General features: G+C 72.1%; 18 protein-coding genes. 6 read left to right on the top strand and 12 right to left on the bottom strand.

Annotation, left to right across the window (positions count from 1 at the left end; translation table 11 throughout):
• Positions 1–50 precede the first annotated feature (50 nt).
• From ACZ6AA_RS00900 to ACZ6AA_RS00890, 3 genes are all read left to right on the top strand, one after another.
• A complete protein-coding gene (locus ACZ6AA_RS00900) occupies positions 51–1,526 on the top strand; it encodes a hypothetical protein (RefSeq protein ID WP_471455690.1) in 1,476 nt (491 codons plus the stop codon).
• 168 nt (positions 1,527–1,694) lie between these two features.
• Positions 1,695–2,657, top strand: coding sequence for a M28 family metallopeptidase (locus ACZ6AA_RS00895; RefSeq protein ID WP_468450574.1), 963 nt, complete (start codon positions 1,695–1,697; stop codon positions 2,655–2,657).
• A 120-nt stretch (positions 2,658–2,777) separates the two neighbouring features.
• Positions 2,778–3,395, top strand: a complete 618-nt coding sequence (locus ACZ6AA_RS00890) for a flavodoxin family protein (RefSeq protein WP_468450572.1) — start codon at positions 2,778–2,780, stop codon at positions 3,393–3,395.
• Positions 3,396–3,441: 46 nt separating this feature from the next.
• On the opposite strand, the gene ACZ6AA_RS00885 is transcribed toward ACZ6AA_RS00890, so the two are convergent.
• The 7 genes from ACZ6AA_RS00885 to ACZ6AA_RS00855 all read right to left on the bottom strand — a co-directional run bounded on the left by ACZ6AA_RS00885 (position 3,442) and on the right by ACZ6AA_RS00855 (position 12,820).
• Complete coding sequence (locus ACZ6AA_RS00885) at positions 3,442–4,449, bottom strand: ABC transporter permease (protein ID WP_468450570.1); 1,008 nt, start codon at positions 4,447–4,449, stop codon at positions 3,442–3,444.
• On the bottom strand, positions 4,436–5,389 hold the full coding sequence (locus tag ACZ6AA_RS00880; RefSeq protein ID WP_468450568.1) for an ABC transporter ATP-binding protein: 954 nt from the start codon (positions 5,387–5,389) through the stop codon (positions 4,436–4,438). The genes ACZ6AA_RS00885 and ACZ6AA_RS00880 overlap by 14 nt, the downstream gene beginning before the upstream one ends.
• 122 nt (positions 5,390–5,511) lie before the next feature.
• Positions 5,512–6,768 carry a LolA family protein gene (locus ACZ6AA_RS00875; protein ID WP_471455689.1) on the bottom strand — a complete coding sequence of 419 codons (1,257 nt, stop codon included), beginning with the start codon at positions 6,766–6,768 and terminating at the stop codon, positions 5,512–5,514.
• 329 nt (positions 6,769–7,097) lie between these two features.
• Positions 7,098–8,174: a CHRD domain-containing protein gene (locus ACZ6AA_RS00870; RefSeq protein WP_471455688.1), complete on the bottom strand. Its 1,077-nt coding sequence runs from the start codon at positions 8,172–8,174 to the stop codon at positions 7,098–7,100.
• A gap of 157 nt (positions 8,175–8,331) precedes the next feature.
• A complete protein-coding gene (locus ACZ6AA_RS00865; RefSeq protein ID WP_468450562.1) occupies positions 8,332–9,342 on the bottom strand; it encodes a polyprenyl synthetase family protein in 1,011 nt (336 codons plus the stop codon).
• A gap of 776 nt (positions 9,343–10,118) precedes the next feature.
• Entirely contained in the window at positions 10,119–10,925 is an 807-nt protein-coding gene (locus ACZ6AA_RS00860; protein WP_468450560.1) for an HAD family hydrolase, read from the bottom strand.
• A gap of 758 nt (positions 10,926–11,683) precedes the next feature.
• Positions 11,684–12,820, bottom strand: a complete 1,137-nt coding sequence (locus ACZ6AA_RS00855) for a questin oxidase family protein (RefSeq protein WP_471455687.1) — start codon at positions 12,818–12,820, stop codon at positions 11,684–11,686.
• Positions 12,821–12,917: 97 nt separating this feature from the next.
• Between ACZ6AA_RS00855 and ACZ6AA_RS00850 the strand changes: the two genes are divergently transcribed.
• Both ACZ6AA_RS00850 and ACZ6AA_RS00845 read left to right on the top strand, forming a co-directional pair.
• Positions 12,918–13,469: a MarR family winged helix-turn-helix transcriptional regulator gene (locus tag ACZ6AA_RS00850; protein WP_468450557.1), complete on the top strand. Its 552-nt coding sequence runs from the start codon at positions 12,918–12,920 to the stop codon at positions 13,467–13,469.
• 100 nt (positions 13,470–13,569) lie between these two features.
• A complete protein-coding gene (locus ACZ6AA_RS00845; protein WP_471455686.1) occupies positions 13,570–13,914 on the top strand; it encodes a hypothetical protein in 345 nt (114 codons plus the stop codon).
• Between the two features lie 136 nt (positions 13,915–14,050).
• Here the strand turns inward: ACZ6AA_RS00845 and ACZ6AA_RS00840 are convergent, their stop codons facing one another.
• Both ACZ6AA_RS00840 and ACZ6AA_RS00835 read right to left on the bottom strand, forming a co-directional pair.
• Positions 14,051–15,268, bottom strand: a complete 1,218-nt coding sequence (locus ACZ6AA_RS00840) for an FAD-dependent oxidoreductase (RefSeq protein WP_468480355.1) — start codon at positions 15,266–15,268, stop codon at positions 14,051–14,053.
• 51 nt (positions 15,269–15,319) lie between these two features.
• A complete protein-coding gene (locus tag ACZ6AA_RS00835) occupies positions 15,320–16,588 on the bottom strand; it encodes a carboxylate--amine ligase (protein ID WP_471456580.1) in 1,269 nt (422 codons plus the stop codon).
• Between the two features lie 197 nt (positions 16,589–16,785).
• Here ACZ6AA_RS00835 and fahA point away from each other — a divergent pair, with 197 nt between their 5' ends.
• Positions 16,786–18,081, top strand: a complete 1,296-nt coding sequence (fahA, locus tag ACZ6AA_RS00830) for a fumarylacetoacetase (RefSeq protein ID WP_471455685.1) — start codon at positions 16,786–16,788, stop codon at positions 18,079–18,081.
• A gap of 233 nt (positions 18,082–18,314) precedes the next feature.
• On the opposite strand, the gene recQ is transcribed toward fahA, so the two are convergent.
• From recQ to ACZ6AA_RS00815, 3 genes are all read right to left on the bottom strand, one after another.
• A complete protein-coding gene (gene recQ, locus ACZ6AA_RS00825; protein WP_471455684.1) occupies positions 18,315–20,318 on the bottom strand; it encodes a DNA helicase RecQ in 2,004 nt (667 codons plus the stop codon).
• A gap of 304 nt (positions 20,319–20,622) precedes the next feature.
• Entirely contained in the window at positions 20,623–22,272 is a 1,650-nt protein-coding gene (nuoN, locus tag ACZ6AA_RS00820) for an NADH-quinone oxidoreductase subunit NuoN (protein ID WP_468450547.1), read from the bottom strand.
• The gene (locus ACZ6AA_RS00815) at positions 22,269–23,840 is read right to left on the bottom strand and encodes an NADH-quinone oxidoreductase subunit M (protein WP_468480353.1); all 1,572 of its coding nucleotides are present in this window, start codon (positions 23,838–23,840) and stop codon (positions 22,269–22,271) included. The genes nuoN and ACZ6AA_RS00815 overlap by 4 nt, the downstream gene beginning before the upstream one ends.
• Positions 23,841–23,844 lie beyond the last annotated feature (4 nt).

Raw genomic sequence — 23,844 nt, 5'->3', positions numbered from 1 at the left:
GGCGGCACGCGTACTGCCGCCACCGCGCCCCCGTTTCCTACCGTGGTCCTGTGTCCGTCGTCGAGCAGTGGAAACCGCAGCGCCACCGCCCCGTCCATCGCGACCGCGAACAGGTGGCCCACCGGCTGCTCGTCGCCGTGTGCGCCCTCTTCGCGCTCGCCTCCCTGGCCCTGGTCCCCCTCGACCTGCGGCTCGGCTGGGACGAGCTCGTCTACGCGAGCCGCTTCGGCCCCTACGCCCCCGACCACGCGCCCGGCGTGCCGTTCAGCGCGCCCCGCACCCGGGGCGTGCCCGTGCTGCTCGCGCCCGTCGCCTCCTGGAGCGACTCGGTCGTCCTGCTGCGGATGTGGCTGACGGCGCTCGCGACCGCCGCCCTGTACCTGGGCTTCCGGCCCTGGCTGCGGTCCGTGCCGCGGCTGCCGTACGTGGCCGGGGTCGCGGCCGCGCTGTACGGCAGCCTGTGGACGGCCGTGTTCTACGCCGACGCCGCGATGCCGAACCACTACACGGCCATGGGCGCGGCGGGCGCCGTCGGCCTCTTCCTGCGCCGCCGCCCCGGCCCGCGCACCTGCGCGGGCATCGCCGCCGGAATCCTCGTCGCCACGCTGATGCGGCCCAACGACGGCGTCTCCGTGGCCGCGCCGCTGCTCGCCGCCGCCGTCCTGGTGCCGCTGTGGCGCTCGCGCGGCCGGGCGCTCGCCGTGCTCGGCGGCCTCGGGGCGGGTCTGCTGCCGTGGGCGATCGAGGCGTACGTTCGCTTCGGTGGCGTACGCGAACGGCTCAGCGACGCGAGCGAAGTGCAGGGCGGGCTGCGGTTCACGGACTCGCTCCTGCACCAGTTCACGGCGATCGACGGGCCGCTGCTGTGCCGCCCCTGCGAGGGCGACGGGGTGCGGGTGCCCTCGCTGACGTGGTGGGTGCTGCTCGCCGCGTTCGTGCCCCTCGGACTGTGGTCGGCGCGGCGGTTCCGGCAGACGGCCACGGCCGGGCAGCTCGCCCTGGCCGTGGGGCTGTGCGCGGCGCTGCCCTACGTCCTCGTGGTGCCGTACACCGCGCCCCGGTTCCTGCTGCCCACCCACGCGCTGCTCGCGGTGCCCGCGGGGCTCGGGGTGCTCGCGGCGGTGCGGTGGGCGCGGGCGACGCGGCGGCCCGCGCTCGCCGGGGGCGTGCTCGCGGGGCTCGTCGCCGGGCATCTGGCCATGCAGGGCTCCCTCGTCAACTCGAACTCCCGGATCCAGTCGGAGGCCCGGGAGGACTGGGCGCGGGTGGCCGCGGTCGTGCGCGAGCGGGGGGTGCGGCCGCCCTGCCTGCTCGGCGGCAACACGTCGGTGATCCCGCTGGCGTACGTGGCCGGCTGCGAGCCCGCCCCGCGCGCGAACGAGCGACGGCCCGGGGACCGGCGGCGGCCCGGCGTGCTGGTGCTTCGGCAGCATCCGGCGCCGGCCTGGGCCAGGGACTGGGAGCGGGTCACGGTGCCGGACACGTACGCCCGCGGCTGGCGCGTTCTCGTACTGCCTGACCTGTGAACTTCCGCCGCACGGGCCATGGTTGGGGGCCCGGCGCGGTGAGTCGGCGAACCGGTATGCGGAACACTCCGTCCGGATCCCGCTCTTGACGTGAACTCAACACCACTCCACCATCGGGCACTCCAGGCTCATTCGGAATTCAACTCACGGAAAGCCGGAGCCCCCCACATGAGACTCTCCGTCACCGGACGCAGCGCGGCCGCGGCCGTCATAGCCGCCGCCGCACTTCTGACGACCAGCGCGATATCCACCGCGGCCACCGGATCCACGGGCACGACCGCGCCCCCGCGCGCGGCCGCCCCGGACATCCCCGTGGCCAACGTCAAGGCCCACCTCTCGCAACTGCAGTCGATCGCCTCCGCCAACGGCGGCAACCGGTCGCACGGCAGCGCGGGCTACAAGGCCTCGATCGACTACATCAAGGGCAAGCTGGACGCCGCCGGATTCACCACCACCGTGCAGCAGTTCACCACCAGCGGCCGCGTCGGCTACAACCTGATCGCCGACTGGCCCGGCGGCGACGCCAACCAGATCGTCATGGCCGGTTCGCACCTCGACAGCGTCAGCCGCGGCGCGGGCATCAACGACAACGCGTCCGGCTCGGCCGCCGTCCTGGAGACCGCACTCGCGGTGTCCCGTGAGCAGTACAAGCCCGCCAAGCACCTGCGGTTCGCCTGGTGGGGCGCCGAGGAGCTGGGCCTGATCGGCTCCTCGAACTACGTCCGCGGCCTGCCGTCGGCCGAGCGCACGAAGATCAAGCGCTATCTGAACTTCGACATGATCGGCTCGCCGAACCCGGGCTACTTCGTGTACGACGACGACCCCACCATCGAGCGGACCTTCAAGACGTACTACTCGGGCCTGAACGTCAGCACCGAGCCGGACCGCGAGGGCGACGGCCGCTCCGACCACGCTCCGTTCAAGAACGCGGGCATCCCGGTCGGCGGCATCTTCTCCGGCGCGAGCACCGCCAAGTCCTCGGCCCAGGCCCAGAAGTGGGGCGGCACGGCGGGCCAGGCGTTCGACCGCTGCTACCACTCGTCGTGCGACACCACGGCGAACATCAACAACACGGCGATCGACCGCAACAGTGACGCGGTCGCGTACGCGGTGTGGGGGCTGTCCTCCTAGGCCTCCGGGCGTAGATCCCCGGGCGTAGATCCCCTGGACGGGAATGCTTGCGCGTGCATATAGTGCACGCGCAGGCATTCGCCGTGCGCAAGCAGCGCGCACTTCATCCCAGGGAGACCCATGACCACCCGCAGGTTCCTCTTCGTCCACGGCAGCGCCCGCCCCGACGGCAACACCGCCATGCTGGCCCGCAAGGCCGCCGAGCAGCTGCCGTCGGACGTCGAGCAGCGCTGGATCGAGCTCGCCGACCACCCGCTCCCGGACTTCAAGGACCTGCGGCACGACGACTCCGTCCCACGTGCCCGGCCCCGCCCGGAGGGCGACAACGAGGCGCTGCTCCTGGACGCCACCCTCGCCGCCACGGACATCGTGATCGCGTCGCCGCTGTACTGGTACTCGCTGTCGGCCACCGTCAAGCGCTACCTGGACTACTGGGACGCCTGGCTGGAGGTCCCGGAGCTGGACTTCAAGGCCGAGCTGGCCAAGCGGACCCTGTGGGGCGTCACCGCGCTCGCCGACCGCAACGAGGCCGCGGCGGACCCGCTGGTCGGCACGCTGCTCAACACCGCCGCGTTCTTCCCGATGCGCTTCGGCGGCGTCCTGCTCGGCAACGGCACCCGCCCCGGGCACGTCCTGAACGACACCGAGGCCCTGGCGCGCGCCAAGACGTTCTTCGCCCAGGAGGACATCCCGCTGGCCCGGTTCCCGTTCGGCGAGTCCTCGTACGAGGAGGAGTGAGCGCGCGCCGAGGCCGGGGGACCCGGGGCCTGCACTGCGGCCGGCCCTAGGAAGCGATGTCCTTCGCCCCGAACCGCGCCCAGGCCGCCGAGCCGAACACCCCCGCGTACAGCGCCTGGAGGCCGAGGTTCTTCACCAGGTCGTCCCAGTAGACGGGGTCGCGCATCAGGTCGGCGAAGGACAGCCAGTAGTGCGAGAACAGATACGGGTGGATCGCGTGCAGCTGCGGGATCTGGTCGACGATCTGGACCGTGATGAGCAGCCCCACGGTCGTCGCCATGGCGGCGATGCCGCTGCTCGTCATCGTCGACACGAACAGGCCGAGCGCCGACACCCCGATCAGTGAGGCGGCCACGACCAGCGCGATCAGCAGGGCCCGCAGCAGCCCGTCGCCGAAGCCGATCCGCGTCCCGGAGATCGTCGTGACCTCCCCGAGCGGGAACAGCAGCGCCCCCACCGCCAGCGCGGACGCCGCCACCACCAGCGTCGCGACGAGGCAGAACGTCAGCGCGGTGGCGTACTTGGCGAGCAGCAGGCGGGTGCGGCCCGCGGGCGCCACCAGGAGGTAGCGCAGCGTCCCCGCGCTCGCCTCGCCCGCGATGGCGTCGCCCGCGACGACGCCGATCGCCATCGGCAGGAAGAACGGCAGGGTCGCGGCGAGCGCCGTGAACACCAGGAACAGACCGTTGTTGGTGACCTGCGCGATGAACGCGGGCCCGCCGCCCCCGTCCGGCCCGCCACCGCCGACGGAGCCGCCGTCGCTCGTCTCGATCTTCACGGCGATGCCCACGAGCACGGGCACGGCGGCCAGCACCGCGAGCAGCGCGAGGGTGCGCCAGCGGCGGAAGGTGAGGGACAGCTCGCTGCGGAACAGGCCGAGGGTCCAGGCGAGGCGCACGGGGCGCGGGGCGTCGGTGTGTCCGGCGCGGTGGGGGGCGACCGGGGGCGCCTTCGTGGGACGCGGCCCGCCCGGCTGTCCGGCGCCCTTGGCCGCCGTCGCGGGCCTCACCCCGTCCGCCCCGTCCGCCCCGGCCGTCACTTCAGCCCGCGACATCGAATCCCTCTCCCGTCAGCGCGACGAACGCGTCCTCCAGGGAGGCCCGTTCGACGCCGAATCCGCGGACGCGCACGCCCGCCTCGACCAGTGCGGCGTTCACGTCGGCGAGGTCCGCGCCGGGCGGCTCGCCCGTGACGCGGTCCTCGGTGACGACCAGGTCGGCCACGCCGAGTTCCTTCAGGACGCGGGCCGCGTCACCGGTGTCCGGGGTCGTCACCGTGAGCCGTCCGCGCGCGCCCGCCGCGAGTTCGGCGACCGGGCCCTGGGTGATCAGACGGCCCTGCGCCATCACCGCCGCGTGCGTGCAGACCTGCTCGATCTCGTCCAGGAGGTGCGAGGAGAGGAAGACGGTGGTGCCGTCGGACGCCAGCTCCCGCACCAGGGAGCGGATCTCCCGCATGCCCTGCGGGTCGAGCCCGTTCGTCGGCTCGTCGAGGACGAGCAGTTCGCGCGGCTGCAACAGGGCGGCGGCCAGGCCGAGGCGCTGCTTCATGCCGAGCGAGTACGCCTTGGCCTTCTTGCCCGCGGCGGCCGTCAGGCCGACCCGCTCCAGGGCCGCGTCGGCGCGCGCCCGGCGGGTGCGGGGGTCGGCGGTCGGGTCGGCGGAGTCGTACCGCAGGAGGTTGTCGCGGCCCGACAGGAAGCCGTACAGCGCGGGGCCCTCGATGAGCGCGCCCACGTGCGGAAGCACCCTGCGGGTCTCGAACGGCATGGGGCGGCCGAGGACCTTGGCGCGGCCGGAAGTCGGCTCGATCAGGCCCATCAGCATCCGGATCGTGGTGGTCTTGCCGGAGCCGTTGGGGCCGAGGAAGCCGAAGACGCTGCCGCCGGGGACGCTGAGGTCGAGGCCGTCCACGGCGAGGTGCTTGCCGTACCGCTTGGTCAGCCCGGACGTCTCGATCACGCTGCCCCTGGCCCCGCCGTTGGTGCTCGGCACCGGCTTCCTCCCGTTGAACGATGGGCTGAACGATGGGCGGCGGTCGGGAGATACCTGACCGGTACCTCCCGACCGCCGCCCGCTCTCACATGCTCATGTGCGTGTACTCACGGCTCTCGGCCCTACTGGGCCGCGTTCGCCGCCTTGACCAGCGCGTCCTTCGTGACCGCGCCGACGTACACCTTGCCGTCGTCGGTGACGAGCGCGTTGATCAGGCGGGTCTTGAAGACCGTGCCCGAGCCGAAGTCGCCGTTCACCTTGTCGCCGAGGGAGTCCAGGAACTTCGCCGCCTCCTGCGGCACCTCGTCGGAACCGGCGGCCGACGTCGGCAGGCCCTGGCCGCCCGGCAGCTTCAGCTCGGCGATGGACGTCCAGCCGTCGCCGATGACGTTCAGGCCCTCGGGGCTCTCGCCCTTGACGTCCCCGCCGGGGTGTCCGGGCTTCTTGGCGCCGTCGTCCGCCCGCGTGACCTTCGTGCCCTTCGGCGGCTTGAAGTCGAACGTGGACGCCGACGGCTTGCCGAAGTCGACCTTCGTGAAGCCCGCGTCGACGACCGCGGCGCCGCCGCCGGCCGGGGACAGCGTGAACTTCAGCGGCGTACCCGTCTTCTCGTCCACCGCGATGGTGATCTGGCCGACCGTCGAACCGGAGTCCTTCGGCTTCAGGACCAGGCGGTAGGCGTCCCGGCCCGCGACCTGCGCGCTGCCGTCGACCTTCACGGACGTCGAGGACTCGTCGGCCGCCTTCAGGGCATGCTCGGCGAACTCCTTGGGCGTGGCGGGAAGTTCCTTCGGCAGGTCCTTCCGGTCGCCCTTGCCCGCGCGGGCGCCGGCCTTGCCGCCGTCCTTGGAGTGGTACGCCTCGTTCGACGCGCTGTCGTACGCCCAGACGTCGTCGCCGTTGTGGATCAGGCTGTACTCGGCGGCGTCGTCGAGGACCGACAGCTTCTGCCTGTCGGGGCCGTCGGCCGCGATCCGCAGGGTGTGCGTGCCGGAGGCCAGTTCCATCAGCTTGGCGCTCGGGTCGGCGGCGCTCTTGCCGTCCTTGCCGCCCTCGTCGTCCCCGCCGCCGCCCCCGCCGCCCGGCGCGAAACCGCCGGTCATGCCGGAGCCGAACGACGGCAGGCCCAGGTCGGTGCTGATCTTCACGGTGCCGGAGAGCTGCTCGGTGTCCGACGCGGCGATCTTCTCGATGAGTTCCTGTGCGGTGATGTCCGGCAGATCCGGGTCACCCGAGGTGGCGAGCGCCGGGACGAGCCCGATGGTCGCCGCGGCCACCCCCGCCACCGCGAGCGGGACGACATAGCGCACGGCCTTGCGGCGGCCCGCGCTGAGCTCGTCTGCCTCGGTGGTGTCCTGCTCCGGTTCGTACGGTGCCATTGTGTGCCTTACCTCCGTCGTCGGCGGCGGCGATTCGTTCCTCGCGTGCACTCGTCCACCCCGCGCCGCCATTCTCACCCGAATTGGTCAGGATGTGGTTGTCGGTACCTGTCTTCGTCTGTCTCCATCCGACCAAATCGGCCACGCGGAAGCGTCAGACCCCGGGAGCAACTCCGCGTACTGCTCTGGGATGACAAAAAGGGGCGGCACCTCCCCCGTCCCGTAAGGGGAGGCACCGCCCGGGATGGTGACGACCGTGCGTCACGGGGGAGTTCCGCACACGTGCGTCACATGGTCCGGATCTGTCCCTGAGCCCGTCTTCGCAGGTCTCAGCGCTGTACGAAGACGTAGTCGGCGCCGTACGGCACCGCCACGACCTTGCCCTCGGCGCAACCGCCGGACGGCTGGACGCCGCCCACCGTGTTCAGGCGCAGGATCTCGGTCGTACCGGCGAGCAGGCCGCGCTTCTTGCCGACCTGCTTGGCCTCCAGGTCGAGTTCGGCGATGTTCTTCGCGCCGTTGGGCGTCCTGGATATGAGCTTGCCGGTGACGCCGCTGCGGTCCGGCGCGACCCAGCGCGGGGTGCCGGAGTTCGGCGCGACGAAGTCGTGCGCGATGTGGCCGCCGAGGGTCGCGCGGACGTCGCGCTGCTGGAAGGTGAAACCGCCCGAGCCGTCCTCGGCCTTCTTGCACTGGTAGATCTGCTTGCCCTTGACCACGGACGCCTGGAAGCTGCGCGCGGCCGCGTCCAGGGAGACGTTCGCGGTGACCTTGTGGAGCTGGCCGCGGACGGCTCCGCCGGGGAACTCGGCGGTGTGCAGGTTCGCGTAGAAGCCGTTCGGGTCCGCCTTGAGCTGCTTGAGCAGGGCGGCGTCCGTGACCTTGACCGTGCCGGTCACGCGCTGGTGCTTGGCCTTGGCGAGCAGCTTGGTGAAGTCGACCTTGATGCCGCCGTTGGTGCCCTTGACGCCCTGGTGGATGTGGAGCGCGGTCGGCTTGGCGGTGCCGCGCCACTTGACGGTGACGCTGACCTTGTCGCCCTTGACCTTCACGAACTGCAGGGCCGCGCCGTCCTTGTCGCCGACGGCGGGGCCGCCCTGCACGGGCACCTCGTTGGCCCCGTTCATGCTGGCCACGAAGAGGGTGCCGCCGCGGCTCGCGGTGCCGCTCCGCACCTCGACGGCGTCACTGCCGTGCGAGGTGCCGTGCGAGCTGCCGTGCGCGGCGCTCTTGGAGCCCTGGGACCCGCTCCCGCTGTCCGCCGTCGCGGGCAGGACGGCGGCTGCCACTCCGGCGGCCGCGGCGACCGCGACACCGGTGACGAGCAGGGTGCGGCGGCGGTTCTTCGTGGACGTGCGATTCTTCGCGGACGTGCTGTTCTTCGCAGAGGTGCTGATTGCGCCCATGACGTGAAATCTCCCCGTTCCCCAGCCGACGCCCCCTGCGTCAGCTTCTGGGCATGGGTACGGAACGGATCTGAGCCTGGACTCAATCCAGGCTGAGTAATTTCACGTGACCTGCGTCACATGCTGGAGAGTGCGGCGGGGGCCGGGCCCCCGAGCCTCACCCCGCGCGGTGGACCACCAGGTCGCAGAGCTCGACCAGCGAGGCCTTGGCGTCGCACTCGGGCAGCGGGGCCAGCGCGGCCCGCGCCTCCTCGGCGTACCGCACCGTGTCCCGCCGGGCCAGCTCAAGAGCCGGATGCACCCGCAGCCGCGCCAACGCCTCGGCGTGCCGCGCGTCGTCCGTGAGGTCGGAGTCGAGCAGCTCACACAGCGCGATGTCCTCCGCGAGCCCGAGCCGCGCGACCCGCTCCCGCAGCCGAAGCACGGGCAGGGTGGGGATTCCCTCCCGCAGATCGGTGCCGGGCGTCTTCCCGGACTCGGTGGACTCGGACGCGATGTCGAGGACGTCGTCGGCGAGCTGGAAGGCGACGCCGAGCCGCTCCCCGTACTGCGTGAGCACGTCCACGACCGTCTCGTCGGCCCCCGACATCATCGCGCCGAACCGGCAGGCGACCGCGACCAGCGAACCGGTCTTGCCCGCGAGCACTTCGAGGTAGTGGTCGACGGGGTCGCGCCCGTCGGAGGGTCCCGCCGTCTCCAGGATCTGCCCGGTGACGAGCCGCTCGAACGCCTCGGCCTGGACCCGGACGGCCTCGGGGCCGAGGTCGGCCAGCGTGTGGGACGCGCGCGCGAACAGGAAGTCGCCGGTGAGGACCGCGACGGAGTTGCCCCAGCGCTGGTTGGCGCTGGCCACCCCGCGGCGCACATCGGCCTCGTCCATCACGTCGTCGTGGTACAGCGTCGCGAGGTGCGTCAGCTCCACGACCACGGCGGACGGCACCACACCGGGGGCGTACGGGTCGCCGAACTGCGCCGTGAGCATCACCAGGAGTGGCCGAAAACGTTTGCCACCCGCGCGCACGAGGTGCTGTGCGGCCTCGGTGATGAAGGGGACCTCGCTCTTGGTGGCCTCGAGCAGGCCCTCCTCGACAGCCGCCAACCCGGCCTGGACATCGGCTTCGAGAGCCTGGTCCCGCACGCTCAGCCCGAAGGGCCCGACGACGGTCACGAGGGGTTCTCCTGTCTGCTGACGATCACAAGTCGATCACTCGGTCGATCATTCGTCGATGACACGGTTTGTCGATGTGTCGCTGCCATCACTCAAGTCAGCGTATCCGGTCGCCTTTCGATCACAGCGAGCGCCTGCCCGAGCAGAGGAGACCAGCGTGCCCGATAGACATGGAATGACCGAAATACTCCACAGAGAACGATGTGCCCCACATGAAGGGAGTGATGCCTCCCTCCCTCGGACGCCCGACCGTCACCCGTCCCGCCCCTCGACTCACTCCCGGCACGCCGCCGCCCCCCGAGCCGAGCGCGCGCGGACCGCCGGGGCGGCATCGGCGCGCCCCACCCACCCGGCCCCGCACTCCGCCGGAGGCCGCTGACGACATCCGGCCAGAGATCCGGCGTGTGTACGTTTCCGGCCATGGTCCAGGACCGGGGGCGGAGCCAGGGGCGCGGGTTGGGCGGGGGCGAGGGGGCCGGGGTGACCGAGGGGCGAGGGCTCGGGGTGGCCGAGGGCCAGGGCGGGTGAGGGCCAGGGGCAGGTGAGGGCCAGGGGCGGGCGAGGCGGGCGGGGCGCGGGGCTTGGAGGCCGGTGGGTGCGGGGATCGCCCCGGAGGCCGGGACGCGGCATCCGGAGGTCGGGGTGCGGGCCCTGGGCCGAGGTGCAGGCCCCGGAGGCCGGGACGTGGCACCCGGAGGTCGGGGTGCGGGCCCTGGGCCGGGGCACAGGCCCCGGAGGTCGGGACCCAGCACCGCGCGGGCCACGCGCCCGCCGCCTCACCCCAGCAGCCGCTCCAGCACCACCGCGATCCCGTCCTCCTCGTTGGACGCGGTCAACTCGTCCGCCACCGCCTTGAGTTCATGGTGGGCGTTGGCCATGGCCACCCCGTGCGCCGCCCACGCGAACATGGGGATGTCGTTCGGCATGTCCCCGAAGGCGATCGTGTCGGCGGCGGTCAGCCCCAGCCGCTCCGCCGCGAGGGCAAGGCCCGTGGCCTTGGTGACTCCGCACGGCTGGAGCTCCACGGTGCCGGGCCCGGACATCGTCACGGTCGCCAGCGACCCCACCGCGCCCCGGGCCACCTCCGCCAACTCGTCGTCCGCCAGCGCCGGGTGCCGAAGCAGCACCTTGCTGATCGGCTCCTCCCACAGCACATCGCGCCGGGGCACCCGCACGGCGGGCAGCGTCGGGTGCGGCATCTCGTACCCGGGCTCGATCAGCGTCAGGCCGTCGACGCCGTCCTGGTCGACCGCCGCGAAGACCTGCCCGACCTCGGCCTCGATCTTCCCGAGCGCGGCCTCGGCCAACTCCCGGTCCAGCGTCACCGACCACACCATGCGGCCACTCCCGGCGTCGTACAGCTGGGCGCCCTGCCCGCACACCGCGAGCCCGTCGCAGCCGAGCTCCTCCAGGAGCGGGCGCACGCGGGGCGCGGGGCGTCCGGTGACGACGAGGTGCCGTGCGCCGCCCTCGCTCGCGGCGGCCAGCGCCCTGCGCGACCGGTCGGACACCGTGTCGTCGCAGCGCAGCAAGGTTCCGTCGAGGTCAGTGGCGATGAGGGCATATGCGAGGGGAACGGCCATGATCCGAAGAATACGGATCTGACGCCGGTCGGTAAGCCGTGTGGCAGGAGCTGTGACGGTTCGGGTGCGCCCGGCGCACTCCCGGCAGACACCGGGGTGTGGGCCCGGATACGCCCGGTGACGCGCGCCCGGGGCGCATCTGCGCGCTGGCCCCGTCGCCCCGCTCCCGGTTCACCGGAACGAGGCGGCCCGGGATCGCCCCCATCCGGACCCGGCCCGCACCGGCCCCACACTGGGCCCACGCCGACCCCACGCCGACCCAGGGTCGCCGCCACCCGGACCAGCCCGGACCAGCTCGCACCTGGCCCACGCCGACCCCGGATCGCCCTCATCCGGACCGGCCCGGACCAGGTCGCACCGACCCCACCCGGACCGACCCGTACCTCGCCCGCACCGGGCCCGCACCGGGCTCCACCAGACCTCACCGGACCTCACCGGACCCCACCGGGACCGGCCCGCACCGGCTCCCACCCGGCCCGCACCGCCCGCACCGCCCGCACCGGCCCCACCCGGACAAGCCCCGCATCACCCGAGTCGCGCCGCACCGGCCCACGGCCGCGCGCACGCCTTCACGCCGGGCCCGAACTCCCCCACGCGGGCGGGCAGTCCACGCCGGGTGCCGCCGCGCCCTGGCCCGCCACCCCTCTCACCGACTCGCCCCTCTCACCGACTCACCCCTGCCCGCCTCGACGCCCCCCTCTCGCCTCACCCCCCACTTCTCGCTCACCATCACCTCCCCGGGGCCCACCCCCTCCGGCCTAGTCCGCCCTCCCCGCCGACACCCCCGCCACGCCCCCGCCCGCGTCAAGCCGAGGTATGCGGCGCTGGGCCGCGTGCGCCGCCGCCGGGTAGCGGGGGTCGGGTCGCAGTGCGTACTCCCGCAGGCAGGCCTCCGTGAACTTGATGACGTGCTCGTCGCCGTGCTCGACGGCCCGGGCGCCGAGTTCGTCGAGCGGGGGCAGGTCGTCCGTCTCGGCCCGCCAGGCCGTCGACTCCTCGTCCCGCCGGTCGGTGGTGAAGGCCAGGAGGAAGGCCGACTGGACCTGCCACAGCCGGGCGAGCGTCGGCTCGTACAACTCCTGCGGCAGGTGCGGCAGTACGAGGCGGGTGGCGGCGGGTGCGGTGAGGCCGTGGACGAGGGGCACCGGGAAGACCTCGGGGTGGCCCAGATACACGTCCGCGAACTGCAGCGTCATGTCGCTGAGCAGGCGGGAGGCCGGGTGCGGGGCCAGCCACTCCAACGACTCCGTGTATCCGGGGAGTCGGTCGATGGCGTCGATGCGGCCGAGGGCGACGGACGGTCCGCGCGGGCCGTCCAGCGGCACGCGGGGCAGCGCGGCGACGGCCGCCGGGACAGTGTGGGGGCCGCGCAGGGCGGGGCTGCCGGGCAGGGCCCGGTACCTGGCGGCCCAGTACGCCAGGCCCCTGGCCAGTTCGTCGAGCTGGAGCCGTGTCGGTGCCTCCCCGGCGACGGAAAGACCGCGCACCGCGTGCGCCGTCCGGATGAGGCCGTGCGTCAGGCCGGCGAAGAGGCCGGGGAGCAGGCGCGGCCACCAGCGGGCGAGGACGTCCCGCCAGGGCGCGGTGGCGAGTTCGCGCGCGAACAGCCGCTCCCAGTCCCCCGCACGGCTGAAATCACCCAGCGCCGGCCGCCACGACGCCTCGTCGGCGGGGTCGATGACGAAGCGCGCGGCGGGCGGCTCGTGATGGTCGAGCGCGCGGCGATAGCGCCCGATCCAGCGGGCCACCTCGTCGCCGTGCCCGAGCACCGCGACGGCCTCGGCGCCCATGGGTCCGTGGTTGGCGAGGTCGACGCCCACGCCGCGCTCGTACCCGAGGTCCTCAAGTCGTTCCAACGCGTCATTGACGGCTTCGTAGTAGCTGATCGACGGCATGTCTCGCTCACCTTCAGAAAGCTCGTGGTCCCCACAGGGCTCGTAACACTTTGGATACCCAAACAGTTCGAGTATCCAAACCAACTACACTCGCGGAATGCAGAGCGCGCAAGAACCGGAGAAGCGGGAACCGGAGCGGCAGGAAGCGGAGCAGCGGAAACCGGCGAGCCCGGGGGCCGGATCCGCCCACCCCCTCACCCCCGTCGAGATCCGGATCGTGGGGCTCGTGCCGCTGCTCGAGCCGTACTTCCGGGGCGCTGCGGTGAGCGCGCTGATGCCGGATCCGCTGCGCGAGGCCATGGACAGCCATGGCCTGACCCCGCGTCATGGCGCGGTGCTGCCCCAGCTCCTGGCGGCCGACGGGCCGTTGACCGTCAGCGGCATCGCCGACCGGCTCCAGGTGTCCCTGCCGACGGCGAGCGAACTGGTCGGCGGCCTCGCGCGGGCTGGCATCGTCACGCGCGCCCCGGACGAGACGAACCGCCGCCGGGTCCTCGTGTCCCTCGCCGAGGAGTACCGCCCGCTCCTCGAGTCCTTCGTGGCCCGCCGTGGCGAGCCGCTGCTCCGCGCCCTCGCGGGGCTCCCCGCCGAGCAGCGGGAGGGGTTCATGGCCGGGCTGCGGGCCTGGGTGCGGGAGGTGCAGCAGTAGCGGCGGGGAACCGTTCGCGCGGTGCGCACGTCGCACAGGGGCAAGCCGGTCTTCCGTACGCGGGAAGGCCTCCGTACGTCACCTGGCACGAAGGAACGACATGACTTTCCGTCCGGCCCGCAAGCTCGCCCTCACCGCCGCTGCCTCCGCCACGCTGCTCACGGCGCTGCTCACCTGGCAGGCGTCGGCCGCGGACTCGGACAGCACCGGCCGCGAGTCCCGCCCGGGAGCGGGGGTCTCGGTGTCGGACACGAAGACCGGCGAGGAGTCTCCCGCGACGCCCGGTAAGGCGCCCGGCAAGGCGCTCGGCAGGGGGTCGGACACCACGGGCTCGGACACCACGAGCAGCGAGGTCGAGCACGGCGGAACCGCCGGGGCGGAGTACTGGACGCCGGAGCGGATGCGCGACGCCCAGCCCGCGCCCATGCCGGTGATCGAGCGCTGAGGCCGGGTGACGGTCGGGCGTCGAGCCCGGACGGCCCGGATGTCGGTCGCCCAGCGCTGAGCCCGGGTGGTGCTGGTCGGGCGCCGAGCCCGGACGGTGGCGGTCGACCGCCGAGCCCAGCGCGCCGGCCCCGCCCTCACGCCCCCCGGTATGCCGCCGCCAGATGCCGAGCGAGCCGCGGCGAGGCGAACTCCGTGCCGCACACGAACCGCATCACCGGTCCGTACGACGACCCGGCGAGCATGCCCGTGAAGTACAGGCCGGGGACCGAAGAGACATAGCCCGCGCCCAGCTTGGGCGTGCCGCGGCTGGTGGCGAGGCGGGCGCGCAGGCCGTGGCCGAGGAAGCTGAGGGAGGCGAGGTCCACGCGATAGCCCGTCGCGGCGATGACGTGGTCGGCCGCCAGCTCCCGGGCCCGGCCGCCGAGGGTCTCGACGCTGAGGACGGGGCGGCCGTCGCGGGTGCCCGCCGCCACGATGCGCCGCACCTCGCGCGCCTCGACCTTCCGATCGAACCGCTCCCGCAGCCACCAGGCGCCGAGCGGGCCGAGGACACGGCGGGTGAGGTAATGCCGGGTGGCGGCGGGGAGGTGGCGGTACCCCCCGGCGTGGTAGCTCAACGCGTACAGCGACCAGGCGCGGCCGAACGGGGACTCCGGGCGCAGCTTCGGCTGGTCCCAGGGCGGCGCGCCGAACGCCACCGAGCGCCGCCCGCGCGCCACCACGCGCACCCGCGCGCCCGCTTCCGCCGCGAGCACCGCCGTCTCCAGGGCGGACTGCCCGGCACCGACGACGAGCAGGTCCTGGTCCGCGTACCGCGTGAGGTCGTGGTGCTGGGCGCTGTGCGAAACGGGGCCCGTGGGCGAGGGGCCGTCCGGCGCGGCCGCGGCCAGCTCGGACGGCAGCCTCGACAGGCCGGACAGGCCGGTGGCGACGACGACCGCGCGGGCGGTGAACTGCTCCCCGGAGTCCAGCTTCAGCTCGAAGCCTCCGGCCGGCCGGGGGTCGACGGAGACCACCCGCACCCGCTCCAGGTCGGGCACGATCTTCTGCTGGAACCACTGGCCGTACCCGACGAACGTCTCGACGGGGATGATGTCCTCGTCCGTGATCAGCCGGGGCAGGCCCGCCGCGTCGCAGTAGTCGACGAGGGTGTGGCCGGTCTGCGGGGCGTCGATGTTCGACGCCACGGGTGTCGACTTGAGGAGCATTCCCGCGGGCATGTGCGCCTGCCAGCTCACCATCGGCTCGCCGAACACACGCACCGGGATGCCCCGGGCCTTCAGATGCGCCGCTGTGGACAGGCCGTAGGGGCCCGCTCCGATGACGGCGACGGGTTGCGCTGATTGGTTCACGAAGTCCCTCCCCAGGACGTCGTGTGCACCGTGCCGTCGCACGGCGCACCGTCACTTCGTGGTCGTGCCGCCGCGGCGGCTGGTCCGCCACAGCTGGAACAGATGCTTCGCTCCCGGCCGTACGAAGCGCGCGAGCATGGTGAAGACCGGCAGCATGTCGTCCGCCGCGAACCAGGCCAGCTCCGTGCCGCTGGCACGGGACGGCGCGTGCGGTGTCACATAGCCGCTGCGGCGGTAGGCGAGATAGGCGGGCAGGTCGATGTTCTCCACGACATAGCGGTGCCCCGCGCGCTGCTCCCCCTCGGGGACGGGACGGCCGGTCAGATGCAGATGCATCGCCCGGACGACATCGATCCCCGACTCGCTCTCGAAGAGGCGGAACTGGGCGCCCATGCGTGGGTTGAAGTCGAGCAGTTTGTACTGACCGTCGCGGCGGTCGAAACGGAGGTCGAGGTCGATGACTCCGGTGAAGCCGATCTCTTTGATGAAACGCGCGGCGAGGTCCGCGAGTTCCGGGTTGTCGACGACGTACGCCATCGCCGTCATCCCCGCGTGCGGCGGCCAGGAGCGGACCTTCACGCCGGTGAACAGGGCGAGCGGGGTGGAGTCCGCGTCGAAGTACGCGTGCACGACCCAGTCCTCGGCCTGCTCGCGCGGCAGGTACTCCTGGAGGATCACGCCGGGCCGTTCGCCCCAGCCGCAGGCCAGCTTCAGCAGTCCCTCGGGCGTGTTGATGCGAGTGGTGCCGTTCACAGCGGGCTGTTCGCGGCGCCGGAACGCCTCGCTGTTCTTGGCCACGACCGGGAACCGGGCCGTCGCGGCGAACTTCTCCACGTCCTCCTGACTCTGCGGGCCCACCGAGGCGGGCGACGACAGGCCGTGCTCCACGCACAGCTCGTGCAGCCCCTGCTTGCTGGCGAGGCGCCGCGGCAGCTTGGGCGCCACCGGCGGGAACAGGAACCCTCCGAAGTCCGCGTCCCCCAACTCCCTCTGGTGCTCGGCGATCAGCACCGCCGCTTCCTCGTCCGTCGGGATCAGCACCGTCGGCCTGCCGATCCGCCGCCCGATCCGCAGCAGCCCCTCCACCAGATACGCGGGGTCCTCGACGCCGGTGGTCGGCCACGGGAACGCACGGGTGAGGTAGCGGGACGCGGCCGCGGGCGTGTGTCGGTCCTCGGTGATCGCGTACATGGGGATGCCGAGCCGTCCCAGGCTGCGGATCGCCCCCACACCGCCGTGGTGCAACGGGTAGTCGCCGAACTTGACTATCAGTCCGGGCACTTCACGGTCCGGCCTTAACCCGACGCCGCCGCTTGACATGGTCACGGGTCCCCCCACGTGTCCGTTTGCGCCGAACCGGACCCACCCCTGTCCGTGTCCCCCAAAGGAAGCTATGCAGGAATGGGTCATTCCACTCCTGGTTTATCCGGACATTGCGAACTCTTTAGACACTGCCCCCGGCGAGGCTTCCCACGTAACGTGTGGAGCACTCAGATTGGAAAGCGAGGCAGGCACGCATGTCCGAGCAGAACCCGCTCGACCTCCCCGAGGGCGACCCCTTCGGCCCGCACAATCTTCCGTACGGGGTCTTCTCCCCGGCCGGGTCCGCCACGGACTCCGCATCCGGGTCGGCTCCCGGATCAGCGCCCGGTTCCGCCGCCTCGGACGGCCGCCGCGTCGGCGTCCGCATCGGCTCGTACGTCCTGGACGCGGGCGCGGCCGCCGCCGCCCTCGGCTCGCCCTATGTCTCGCTGCTCGCCCAGCCCACCCTGGGCCCGCTGCTCGCCGCCGGCCGCCGCACTTGGAGCGACGTACGCCGCGCCCTCACCGCCTGGGTGACGGTCCCCGCGCACCGCGACACCGTCCGCCCGCTGCTCCACCCCCTGTCCGACGTCACCCTGCACCTGCCCTTCGAGGTCGCGGACTACGTCGACTTCTACGCCTCCGAGCACCACGCGTCGAACCTGGGCCGGATGTTCCGCCCGGACGCGCCCACGCCGCTCACGCCCAACTGGAAGCACCTGCCCATCGGTTACCACGGCCGGTCCGGCACCGTCGTGGTCTCCGGCACGGACGTGGTGCGCCCCACCGGTCAGCGCAAGACGCCCGCCGACACCGCGCCCGTCTTCGGCCCGTCCACCAAGCTCGACATCGAGGCCGAGGTCGGCTTCGTCGTCGGCGCGCCGTCCACGCTCGGGACCCCCGTGCCCCTCACGGACTTCCGCGAGCACGTCTTCGGGCTCTGCCTCCTCAACGACTGGTCCGCCCGCGACCTCCAGGCCTGGGAGTACGTCCCCCTCGGCCCCTTCCTCGGCAAGTCCTTCGCCACCTCCGTCTCGGCCTGGATCACGCCCCTGGAGGCCCTGGACGCCGCCCGCGTCGCCCCGCCCGCGCGCACCGAGCCCCTGCTCCCCTACCTCGACGACTCCGCCGAGTCCGTCGCGGACGAGCCCGGCGGCTACGACCTCCGCATCACCGTCTCCCTCAACGGCCACGTCATCTCCGAACCCCCCTTCTCCACCGTCTACTGGACCGCCGCCCAGCAGCTCACCCACATGACCGTCAACGGCGCCTCCCTGCGCACCGGTGACCTCTACGGCTCCGGCACCGTCAGTGGGCCCTCCCCCGAACAGTTCGGCTCCCTCATCGAGCTGACCTGGAACGGGCGGGATCCGCTTGAACTCCCCGACGGCAAGCGGACGTTCCTGGAGGACGGTGACGTCGTCACGATGACCGCGTGGGCCCCCGGTCCTGGTGGGACCCGGGTGGGCCTGGGCGAGGTCACGGGGCGCATCGCGGCTACGCGGGGCTGAGGTTGGGGGGCCTTGCCGGGGGCTCCCCAATCCCACCCCTTCCCGAACCCGGGGGCTGCCGCCCCCTGGACCCCGTTGTCGGCGCTCCGCGCCTCGTCCTCAAACGCCGGACGGGCTAGAACCTTGCCGCACCGGCGAGATATACAGCCACTCCGGCGTTTGAGGAGCGAGGGTCTGGGGGCGGAGCCCCCAGTTTCGGGAAAGGGGCGGGACTGGGGCGCACCCGCGAGGCCCTACTCCCCCACCCCCGCCACCACCTCCAGCACACCCTCCCCATACGTGGCCAACTTCTTCTCGCCGACCCCGCCGATGCCCCCCAGCTCCCCGACGGAGGCGGGCCGCACCGTGGCGATCTCCCGCAACGTCGCGTCATGGAAGATCACATAGGCGGGCACCCCAAGCTCCCGAGCCTGCGCCGCCCGCCAGGCCCGCAGCGCCTCGAAAACGGGCACGGCCTCGGGCGCCAGCTCGGCCACCGCGGCTGCGGCCCGCGCCTTGCGCTCGCCCTTGCCCCCGGAACGCGCCGCGGATGCGGGCTTCTTGGGCTCCTTGCGCAGGGGCACCTCCCGCTGCCGCCCGAGCACGGAGCCACTCGCCTCGGTCAGCACCAACGTGCCGTACTCCCCCTCGACCGCGAGCAGTCCCTGGGCGAGCAACTGCCGGACCACGCCCCGCCATTCGCCCTCGCCGAGCTCCCCGCCGATGCCGAAGACGGAAAGCTGGTCGTGGTCGAACTGGATGATCTTGGCGGTTCGGCGGCCCAGGAGGATGTCGATGATCTGGCCGGCGCCGAACTTCTGGCCGCGCTCCCGCTGCAGCCGCACGATGGTCGACAGGAGCTTCTGCGCGGCCACCGTCCCGTCCCAGGTCTCCGGCGGGGTGAGGCAGGTGTCGCAGTTCCCGCAGGACTGGGCGGTGGGGTCCTGGCCGAAGTAGGTCAGGAGCTGGGCGCGGCGGCACTGGGCCGTCTCGCACAGCGCCAGCATGGCGTCCAGATGCGCGGCGGCCCGGCGCCGGAACGCCTCGTCGCCCTCGCTGCCCTGGATGAGCTTGCGCTGCTGGACGACGTCCTGCAGGCCGTACGCCATCCAGGCCGTGGAGGGCATGCCGTCGCGGCCCGCGCGGCCCGTCTCCTGGTAGTACCCCTCGACCGACTTGGGCAGGTCGAGGTGGGCGACGAAGCGGACGTCGGGCTTGTCGATGCCCATGCCGAAGGCGATCGTGGCGACCACCACCAGGCCGTCCTCGCGCAGGAACCGCGACTGGTGCAGCGCACGCGTCCCGCTGTCCAGACCGGCGTGGTACGGCACCGCCCGCACGCCGTGCGCGCTCAGGAACTCGGCGGTCCGCTCCACGCCGTTGCGCGAGAGGCAGTAGACGATGCCTGCGTCGCCGTCGTACTCCTCCTTCAGGAACGTCAGGAGCTGCTTCTTCGGGTCCGCCTTCGGCACGATCCGGTACTGGATGTTCGGCCGGTCGAAGCTCGCCACGAAGTGCTTGGCGTCCGGCATGGACAGTCGCTGCGTGATCTCGCGGTGGGTGGCGTCCGTCGCCGTCGCCGTCAGGGCGATGCGGGGCACGTCCGGCCAGCGCTCGCCGAGGACGGACAGGGCCAGATAGTCGGGGCGGAAGTCGTGGCCCCACTGGGCGACGCAGTGCGCCTCGTCGATGGCGAAGACGGAGATCGTGGCCCGCGAGAGCAGGTCGAGGGTGGTGTCCAGGCGCAGCCGCTCCGGCGCCAGGTAGAGCACGTCGAGCTCGCCCGCGAGCAGTTCCGCCTCCACCACCCGGCGCTCGTCGAAGTCCTGCGTCGAATTCATGAACCCGGCCCGCACGCCGAGCGCCCTGAGCGCGTCCACCTGGTCCTGCATCAGCGCGATGAGCGGGGAGACCACGACGCCGGTGCCGGGGCGGACCAGAGCCGGAATCTGGTAGCACAGGGACTTGCCGCCGCCGGTCGGCATGAGGACGACGGCGTCGCCGCCCGCGACCACATGGTCGATGATCGCTTCCTGCTCGCCGCGGAAGGAGTCGTACCCGAAGACGCGGTGCAGTGTCTCCAGTGCGTTGCCCGTGGCGACCGGGCCTGAGCCCGCGCCCGGCCCGGCGCCCAGGTGCGCGTCCGCGAACGGATCCTCGCCGGGGTCGCCGAACGGGTCCTCCTCCGGGTCCCCGAAGGGGTCGTCGAACGGGTCCGGCTCCGCGAACCGACTCGCGCCCTCGTCCATCTCAGTCATGCCACCGATCCCATACATCGCCCAGCCCCCGTACGTCACGCCTCGACCACCGCGTGCTTCCACCACTGCGTCCACGATAGGGGTCCGCGCCGACAGCCCACGAAGTTATCCACAGGCCGGGCGGCACGGTGTGAAGAATGCGCCACCGTCGCCGCCGCACCGCCCGACAGGTCGCATCACCCCGCCGGGCGCCCGCCCGCCAGGCCCGCGCCCCGCCGGGCCCCGCACACGCCACCGCCCGGCTCCCGCGGGCTGCGGGACACCGGGCGGCACGTACACGAGGCGGACGGGGCCGAAGCCCCGCCTACCGAACGAAGACTCCCGACTGGCCGGCCAGATCGAGGAAGTACTGCGGCGCCACACCGAGCACCAGCGTCACCGCGACGCCGACCCCGATCGCCGTCATCGTCAGCGGCGACGGCACGGCGACCGTCGGGCCGTCCGCCTTCGGCTCGCTGAAGAACATCAGGACGATCACGCGGATGTAGAAGAACGCCGCGATCGCGGACGAGATCACACCGACCACGACCAGCGCGCCCGCGCCGCCCTCGGCAGCCGCCTTGAACACCGCGAACTTCCCGGAGAACCCGGAGGTCAGCGGGATGCCCGCGAAGGCGAGAAGGAAGACGGCGAACACCGCGGCGACCAGTGGTGAGCGGCGGCCTAGCCCCGCCCACTTCGACAGGTGTGTCGCCTCGCCGCCCGCGTCCCGCACCAGCGTGACCACCGCGAACGCACCGATCGTCACGAAGGAGTACGCGCCCAGGTAGAACAGCACCGACGAGACGCCGTCCTCCGTGGTCGCGATGACACCCGCGAGAATGAAGCCCGCGTGCGCGATCGACGAGTACGCGAGGAGCCGCTTGATGTCGGTCTGGGTGATCGCGACGATCGCGCCGCCCAGCATCGTGATCACGGCGACGCCGTACATCACCGGCCGCCAGTCCCAGCGCAGGCCCGGGAGCACGACGTAGAGCAGCCGCAGGAGTGCGCCGAACGCGGCCACCTTCGTCGCGGCCGCCATGAAGCCCGTCACCGGCGTGGGCGCGCCCTGGTAGACGTCGGGTGTCCACATGTGGAACGGCACCGCGCCGACCTTGAAGAGCAGGCCCATCACGATCATCGCGGAGCCGATGAGGAGCAGCGCGTCGTTGCCCATGGTGCCCGCGAGTGCGGGGTCGACCGTGGTGGTCGTGCCGTCGACGACCTTGGCGATCGTGCCGTACGACACCGAGCCCGCGTAGCCGTAGATCAGCGCGATGCCGAACAGCGTGAACGCGGAGGCGAAGGCGCCGAGGAGGAAGTACTTGACGGCCGCTTCCTGCGACATGAGCCGCTTGCGGCGCGCCAGGGCGCACAGCAGGTACAGCGGCAGCGAGAAGACTTCCAGGGCGATGAAGAACGTCAGCAGGTCGTTCGCCGAGGGGAAGACCAGCATGCCGCCGATGGCGAACAGCGCCAGCGGGAACACCTCGGTGGTGGCGAACCCGGCCTTGGTGGCGGCCTGTTCGCCCGCACTGCCGGGCACGGCTCCTGCCTGCGCCACGAAGGAGTCGACGCGGTTGCCGTGCGCCACCGGGTCGAGCCTGCGCTCCGCGAAGGTGAAGATCGCGACGATTCCGGCGAGGAGAATGGTGCCCTGGAGGAACAGCGCGGGACCGTCGACGGCGATGGCGCCCATCGCAGCGATGCGCGCCTTCGTGGTGCCGTAGCCCCCGGCCGCGAGGGCGACGACCGCGGCGAAGGCGGCGGCGAGGGCGACGACGGACACGAACAGCTGGGCGTAGTAACGGGACTTGCGCGGCACGAAGGCTTCGATGAGCACTCCGATGACGGCGGCACCGATGACGATCAGGGTCGGTGCCAGCTGGCCGTACTCGATGTTCGGCGCGTCGATCTTGTCGATCGGCTCGGCCGCCGTTGTCCACAGGCTGTGGACGGCTGTCGCACTCACTTGGCGGCCTCCACTTCGGGCTTGGGGTCCTTCTTCTGGACGTCGGACATGGTGTGCTTGACCGCGGGGTTCACCAGCTCCGTGACCGGCTTCGGATAGACACCGAGGACGATCAGAAGGGCGATCAGCGGGGCCACCACGGCCAGTTCGCGCACCTTCAGGTCGGGCATCGACGCGACTTCCGGCTTCACCGGGCCCGTCATCGTCCGCTGGTAGAGCACGAGGGTGTAGAGCGCGGCAAGCACGATGCCGAAGGTCGCGATGATGCCGACCGCCGGATAGCGCGCGAACGTGCCCACCAGGACCAGGAACTCACTCACGAACGGCGCGAGCCCCGGCAGCGACAGCGTGGCCAGACCGCCGATCAGGAAGGTGCCCGCGAGCACCGGCGCGACCTTCTGCACTCCTCCGTAGTCCGCGATCAGACGCGAGCCGCGGCGCGAGATCAGGAAGCCGGCGACCAGCATCAGGGCGGCCGTGGAGAGGCCGTGGTTGACCATGTAGAGCGTCGCGCCGGACTGCCCCTGGGACGTCATCGCGAAGATGCCGAGGACGATGAACCCGAAGTGCGAGATCGACGCGTACGCCACCAGGCGCTTGATGTCGCGCTGGCCGACGGCGAGCAGCGCTCCGTAGACGATGCTCACCAGCGCCAGGACGAGGATGACGGGCGTCGCCCACTTGCTCGCCTCCGGGAACAGCTGGAGGCAGAAGCGCAGCATCGCGAACGTGCCGACCTTGTCGACCACCGCCGTGATCAGCACGGCGACCGGGGCCGTGGCCTCGCCCATCGCGTTCGGCAGCCAGGTGTGCAGCGGCCACAGCGGGGCCTTCACCGCGAAGGCGAAGAAGAAGCCGAGGAACAGCAGCCGCTCGGTGTTGGTCGCCATGTCCAGCGAGCCGTTGGCCCGCGCTTCGGCGATCTCCTGGAGCGAGAAGTTTCCGGCGACTACGTAGAGCCCGATCACGGCGGCCAGCATGATGAGGCCGCCGACCAGGTTGTAGAGCAGGAACTTCACGGCCGCGTACGAGCGCTGCGCCGAGGCTTTCTCGTCGCTGCCCGCGTGGGCGCGGTCTCCGAAGCCGCCGATGAGGAAGTACATCGGGATGAGCATGGCTTCGAAGAAGATGTAGAAGAGGAAGACGTCGGTGGCCTCGAAGGAGATGATCACCATCGCCTCGACGGCCAGGATCAGGGCGAAGAAGCCCTGAGTCGGCCGCCAGCGCGACGACTTCGTCTCCAGGGGGTCCGCGTCGTGCCAGCCCGCCAGGATGATGAAGGGGATCAGGAGGGCGGTGAGCGCGATCAAGGCGACGCCGATGCCGTCGACGCCCAGCTCGTACCGCACCCCGAAGTCCGCGATCCAGGCGCGCGATTCGGTCAGTTGATAGCGGTCGCCGTCCGGGTCGAACCGGACGGCGACCACGACGGCCAACACGAGTGTGGCCAGCGAGAAGAACAGCGCGAGCCACTTGGCGGCGGTCCGCCGGGCGGCCGGGACGGCCGCCGTGGCGATCGCGCCGACCGCGGGAAGCGCGGCCGTCGCTGTCAGCAGAGGAAACGACATCGGT

This window comes from Streptomyces sp. NPDC040610, from assembly GCF_055594065.1.
The sequence above is the reverse complement of the archived record's forward strand: the minus strand, read 5'-3'. Positions and strand labels throughout refer to the sequence as shown.

What these genes read in the sequence shown, in the direction of transcription:
- ACZ6AA_RS00895 (WP_468450574.1), top strand. Translation starts at nt 1,695, where the DNA reads ATGAGACTCTCCGTCACCGGACGCAGCGCGGCCGCGGCCGTCATAGCC.
- ACZ6AA_RS00885 (WP_468450570.1), bottom strand. Translation starts at nt 4,449, where the DNA reads ATGTCGCGGGCTGAAGTGACGGCCGGGGCGGACGGGGCGGACGGGGTG.
- fahA (WP_471455685.1), top strand. Translation starts at nt 16,786, where the DNA reads ATGTCCGAGCAGAACCCGCTCGACCTCCCCGAGGGCGACCCCTTCGGC.
- ACZ6AA_RS00850 (WP_468450557.1), top strand. Translation starts at nt 12,918, where the DNA reads ATGCAGAGCGCGCAAGAACCGGAGAAGCGGGAACCGGAGCGGCAGGAA.
- ACZ6AA_RS00845 (WP_471455686.1), top strand. Translation starts at nt 13,570, where the DNA reads ATGACTTTCCGTCCGGCCCGCAAGCTCGCCCTCACCGCCGCTGCCTCC.
- ACZ6AA_RS00890 (WP_468450572.1), top strand. Translation starts at nt 2,778, where the DNA reads ATGACCACCCGCAGGTTCCTCTTCGTCCACGGCAGCGCCCGCCCCGAC.
- ACZ6AA_RS00870 (WP_471455688.1), bottom strand. Translation starts at nt 8,174, where the DNA reads ATGGGCGCAATCAGCACCTCTGCGAAGAACAGCACGTCCGCGAAGAAT.
- ACZ6AA_RS00860 (WP_468450560.1), bottom strand. Translation starts at nt 10,925, where the DNA reads ATGGCCGTTCCCCTCGCATATGCCCTCATCGCCACTGACCTCGACGGA.
- ACZ6AA_RS00815 (WP_468480353.1), bottom strand. Translation starts at nt 23,840, where the DNA reads ATGTCGTTTCCTCTGCTGACAGCGACGGCCGCGCTTCCCGCGGTCGGC.
- ACZ6AA_RS00875 (WP_471455689.1), bottom strand. Translation starts at nt 6,768, where the DNA reads ATGGCACCGTACGAACCGGAGCAGGACACCACCGAGGCAGACGAGCTC.
- recQ (WP_471455684.1), bottom strand. Translation starts at nt 20,318, where the DNA reads ATGACTGAGATGGACGAGGGCGCGAGTCGGTTCGCGGAGCCGGACCCG.
- ACZ6AA_RS00835 (WP_471456580.1), bottom strand. Translation starts at nt 16,588, where the DNA reads ATGTCAAGCGGCGGCGTCGGGTTAAGGCCGGACCGTGAAGTGCCCGGA.
- ACZ6AA_RS00855 (WP_471455687.1), bottom strand. Translation starts at nt 12,820, where the DNA reads ATGCCGTCGATCAGCTACTACGAAGCCGTCAATGACGCGTTGGAACGA.